Origin of the sequence: Campylobacter concisus (genome assembly GCF_902460895.1) — a bacterium.
Taxonomy (GTDB): Bacteria; Campylobacterota; Campylobacteria; order Campylobacterales; family Campylobacteraceae; genus Campylobacter_A; species Campylobacter_A concisus_BC.
Genome location: NZ_CABPVL010000013.1, coordinates 9,226 through 14,826 on the forward strand (window position 1 = coordinate 9,226; position 5,601 = coordinate 14,826).

The 5,601-nt window shown below is 33.0% G+C and carries 3 protein-coding genes; all 3 read right to left on the minus strand.

Annotated features, from left to right (window positions below):
• Positions 1-247 precede the first annotated feature (247 nt).
• Complete coding sequence (locus F3G98_RS09990; RefSeq protein WP_103608023.1) at positions 248-1,828, minus strand: DUF4435 domain-containing protein; 1,581 nt, start codon at positions 1,826-1,828, stop codon at positions 248-250.
• A 23-nt stretch (positions 1,829-1,851) separates the two neighbouring features.
• Positions 1,852-3,051: an ATP-binding protein gene (locus F3G98_RS09995; RefSeq protein WP_103608022.1), complete on the minus strand. Its 1,200-nt coding sequence runs from the start codon at positions 3,049-3,051 to the stop codon at positions 1,852-1,854.
• 134 nt (positions 3,052-3,185) lie between these two features.
• Positions 3,186-5,327: a site-specific integrase gene (locus F3G98_RS10000; protein WP_103608021.1), complete on the minus strand. Its 2,142-nt coding sequence runs from the start codon at positions 5,325-5,327 to the stop codon at positions 3,186-3,188.
• Between the last annotated feature and the right edge of the window lie 274 nt (positions 5,328-5,601).

The window sequence follows — 5,601 nt, forward strand, 5'->3', positions numbered from 1 at the left end:
ATCTGTCGGTTTATTAAAGCCACTATGAAACTTTAGATATACTTCTTTTTCTGTCATTATCTACGGGCTTATTTCAAATACTTATATTACAATCCTTAGATATTTAGGACTGTAATAGAATAATCTCATATTTGTGAGTTTATTTGATATGCTTATTAGTATTAGTAAAAGCAAAATTTATCAAGCCTTACTTTTCTACAATAAAGCAATCTTGCTTGCGAGATGCGAAAAAGACCGTAATGAAAGATCAACTTAAATCAATATCTCTTGGCAAATAGTTAGAAAAAATTTTAACTACCGTATTTTTATCTTCTCTCTCCAGGAAGCGCAACACTTGATTGCAGTATTCTTTATTTTTTAAATTGAAATAATGCCCTACGCTTTCTACAATTCCTTTTTCATTGAAAATTTTTAATATTTCTACATAGTCTTTAGCATTATCATATATTGTTAATTTTTCTTTTTGTATATCATCTATTTTAATTTTTGTACGTATGTCTTCGTATATTGTTTGCAAATCACATATTTCTAGCATTGATAGTTGAAATTTTAATTCCGAAATCACTGCATTATTGATCTGTTGCTGTTTTTGTTTTAAAAATCTATCTCTAATTTGTCTTTCTAATTCTAGAAAGTCAAATTTATCATATGCCATTTTGTTTGACATAAACTCTATAAGCTCTTTCACTATAAATAAATTCTCAACTTCCGCAACTTCTATTGCAAATACATTATCTTTTTTATATTTAGATATCTCGTATTCTGACCTAAAATCTCTATCTATCAAACCAAACGCCTCATTATTGTGCATATTCTTTATGGCATTAAAAGCTTTTGTGTATTCAATAACCTTTTCACAACATCCGCAAGGTATTATTTTATGATTATTGTAGATTAATGCGTATAAACGCGCGTCTAAACTATTACCATTTCCTTCTACAAAAATTATTCTTTTTCTGCTTCCTAATATATCAAAAAGCATATCCTCTGGAAATATATCGTCATTTACGTACTCATATTTCCACATCCCACTATTATATTCTTTTACCCAGACAATGTCTGATCCTGAGTGATTGGCTGCAAATTTTGTGTCATGAGTTATGTATATAAACAAACAATCGTTTCTAATTTTTTCTAACTCACTCCAAAGCTTATTCATTATTGAACCATGCAAGTGTAACTCTGGCTCATCTATTATTATAGTTTTATTTTCAGGTATGCATAAAACCTGTGCCGCCAAATAAAGTACCGAACGTTCACCATCGCTCATCTGCGTTGCAGAATATCTTTCACCATTGCAATTGCAAATAGCATAAAACTTGCTATCCTCTTCTATAATGGCTCTATGCGGAAAAATGGCACTCCAAATAGACTTTAGTTTATCTAGCGAATTAAGTGGAACATTTGGCTTTTCTTTACCTTCGCATTCAGCCTTTTTACAGTTTTCGACAAACTTTGAATTGGTAGTATTTTTATTGGCCAATAAAGCAGATAATACATAATCAAAATCATCAATAAGTTTTGTCACATATTCTTTACCATCCGACCAACGAAAATTTTTATTCAACGAGTAGCTATCGGATGCATCTTCACGTGCATACATGAAACCATTAACCGAAGCCTTTTCACTTTTTAAAGGGACCTCCTCATGAAAATTTAATTTTCTTTGACCACCTATTCTGTGAATTTTATCTAGATCCTGCTGCTCCATCCATGCTCCAAGTCTGCTTTTGCCAGAACCATTGGCACCTATAATTATTACACTATTACTTTCTGTTGATTTTAGATCAAACCCACCATCTTCTTTTGGTATTTTATATTCAAACACAGCATACTCCTAGTTTTAAATTATTAATACAAAAACCCAAACAACCATAATGGGATCTTATTACCGACCCCAACTTCGATATCATCTGCTGCTATAAATGAATTTGGCATATCTTTTATCTGTTCAAAGCTCTTTTTGGCTCCACCTATTTCAAAGGTGAATTTATCATCCACTATAAAGTCACCATTTTTGCCAGAGTAAATTTCAGTGATATTTCCAAGCTGATTGGCAAAAAATGTCTCTCTCACATTTCCTATATCAGGGCTATTTATATACATTAAATTTGTATTTTCAAGGTAAATTTTATCTGCCTTATCCATATTTTTTATAGCAAGCTCGTTTTTCATTAAAAGCCTTATAAGCCCAGCACTATCAAGCATAGCAAGATACTCTTTTAGGGTTCTATCGTCTCTTATATCAACAAGCGATTTTAGGCTTGAGTAGTTTGGCTGGTATGGGACGTTTGTGCTTATAGCATGAGTTAAAATCTTTAGTTTTCTTGCCGTATTGCCGTTTAAATTTGGATATATGCTTAAAAGATCGCTATCTATCGTAGATTCTATGCTTTGCCTTAGAGTCTGATAAAAGGCGGTATCATTTGGCATATCATTATAGTATGGGTAGTAACCCGCCTTTAGATATTCTCTAAAAAGTTTAATAACTGCTAGATCTTTTTGCTTTAAGACGTTATTGATATTAACAGCTATTTCCTGATGGTTTGCAAGTAAATTTTCAAGCTCAATAGCTTCTAAATTTATACCATACCTTAGCCCTGCATACTCCCTAAAGCTCATTCCACTCATCTTGTATACTATCGCTCTTCTACTTAGATCATGGGAGCTTTTTAGCACTTCAAGAGCAGACGAGCCTGTAGCTACTATGTTTAGATCTTTAAAATTATCATAGGCAAATTTTAATACAGCAGATATATCCTTACTCTTATGAATTTCATCCAGATATAGATTTTTTCCGCCATTTAATACAAACTCTCTTATAATCGAGGTTATATCGTTTGATATCTCTATATCATCTAAGCTTAGGTAAAGACTATCTTTGTTTTTACTAGCTAGCTGAGCTAGTGTAGTTGTTTTACCTATTCCTCTTTGTCCCAGGATAACGATAAGTCTATGAGATAAGTCCTTGGAGTCTATAAAGTATCTTTTAAATTTATGGTTGTTTAACCTTATAAGGTCATTGCTCTTTAAAAAAAGTTGATCTAGCATATTATCCCTTTATTATGTAATGTAATACAATTATATCATAAAAGGGTATGTAATAGACTACAAATATAGTTGATCTTAAAAGCCTAAACGCTTCTTTATTGTAAATGGCTATATACATTTACAATAAAAAGTACTCACCCTTCCCCTCCTTGATTAAATTTTACCTCTTCAACTAGATCCTTTAGAATTTTAGGAGTTACTGGCTCCCCATAAGTATTCATAGTGATTTTATATTGTTGTTCATGTCCTACCAGGGCAGCTATATGCTCAACCCTTTGGCCACTTTGGATGAGCTTGTTTATAAAAGTGTGCCTAAATGAGTGAAATGTTCTTGTTTTATCACCATCTTTTATAACTTTAGTATTGATCTTTTTTCTAAAATATTCAGAGAAGTCTTTATTATCACAGCTAAATAGCCTAACTGCTTTACCACATTTCCTAGCTAGCTTCTTTTTACTCTCTATAAATTCAAACAGCCCAATTCTACTTAACTTAGAGTGTATAGGAACAATCCTTGCAGAGTTTCTAGTCTTTAAAGTCTTGCTCTTACCAGTTTTTACATCTATTTTTGTATTTAAACTAAAGCATACTATGTTATATTTTTCAACTATATCATCTGTGTTTAGCTGTATTATCTCATTTAGTCTCATGCCAGAATAAGCTGCTATATGAGTAACGAAAAATAGCTCATCTTTGCTAATTCTTTGACTTTTGGTATCACCACTTGATCTAATCTTACTAACAATATCCAAAAGTGCGTTTACGTCACTATCTTCATAAGGATTTTTATTTGTAACGTCATCTTGGTTTAAATCTATTTGTAGATCCACCGCTGGGTTCTTATCTATATAGTCGCTATCGTAGCAGTATTTAAAAAACTCACTAACTCTAACAATATACTTCTTAATGGTTGATTTAGAAATTTTTGGTCTATCTTTTGCTAAAGCTATGATCTCATCTATGCTCTTATCTTTATAGAGACTATTTTGAGAGAGCTTGGTTGGTAGTTGTAGTAAAACATTTCTAAAATTTAGTAAGTCATCTCTTTTTATCTTTTTGATGTCTAGCTCGTCGCCAAATTTCATAGACATTAGCCGTCCTACATGTCTAACAAGACCAAATGTGCTATCACTCCAGTTGTTTGAAATGCTTGTGTTTGATACATAGTTTTCAAATGCGCTCTTTAGCGTGACGATGTCAGCTTTGCTTTCGTTTTTAGCAGTTGAGTCTAGCTGCGATTTAAAGCTTTTAGCTCTACTTGAGAAGAGCTTTTGGAAGAAATTTATAGCTTCATTGAAAGTCATGCCACTAGCATCACTTGTATCATCTATCGCAAGGTCTTTAGCCTCAATGTCACTTAAAACTATGCCCTTATCTTCATATTTATCTGCCTTATATAGCTTTACCTGACCACCAAAGCTAGGATCATTTAAATTTCCATATCCAAATTTTAGATCATCACTTAGCTCATTGTCTCCATCTGGTGATAGCTCACAACCAAATATTCTTAGGATATCGTTTTGTGTGAGTGCACCCTTTTGTTTAGCTAGCTCATTTATAGCATCTCTTAGCTCACAAACAGAGTGTTTTAAGGACTTTTTAGTGAAAGGCAGCACCAAATTATGCCTTTTTAAAGTCTCTATGTCGTCTTGATAGCTATGCAAGTTACTATCTTTAACGCATTTTGCTATCTCGTCTTTGGTGCCATCATCTAAATTTGCACTCTTATGCTTTTTACCAAGTGGTACAAATGTCTGTTGCTTATCATTTAGTAGCTTTTGATTTTTGCACATCTTATATGATATGTGATTTATGTTATCTATCGTTGCCTCAAGCACTCTTTTACCAAGAAACTTTTTGGTCTGAGGATCGGCGCAAGATAGCTTTTTGCAGATATCATCAACCTCTTTTGATATCACACTGGGCAAGCTATCTTCTTTTAAACTCTGTTTTAAAAACAAATTTAGTGATAGTAGTCCATCTAAATTTATATATCTGCCAAGCATATCATGCTCTTTGATACTTTTGGCCTCCTTGGCTTTTAAAAGCATAAGTACCAAGTGCTCTATAAGTTCGCTGCTCAAATTCATCTTCCATGCCTTTTTGATCGCGTTAAAAATTATAGAGTAGATCTTAGCACGATTTTTTGCTGTATCAAAGCGTTTTGTGAGGAAGGAGGTTATGTATTCGGTTTTATTACCAAAATAAGGCCTCAAATATAGTGGAATGGCTACTCTAAAGTAGTATATGCCATTTCGTTTGACTAGATATTGCATCTTTGTTACCTATGCAATATAACTTTGTAGCAAAATGTAGCAGATACCTAGTGTGAAACTGGCTGTGTGCCGTCTTTTTGGTGCTTACATAAGGTTTATTTTAAACCCTCATAAGCCGGAGGTCGGGAGTTCAAGTCTCCCCCGTGACACCAAAACGCACTATTTTAGGCATTAGCAGTGATGCTTTTGTTCTTTCCCTTTCTTTAAAATTTCCTTTAAGAGTGGAACACTTAGTTACTAAAGTGGGACAGTCTCTTAAAAATTCCAATGATTA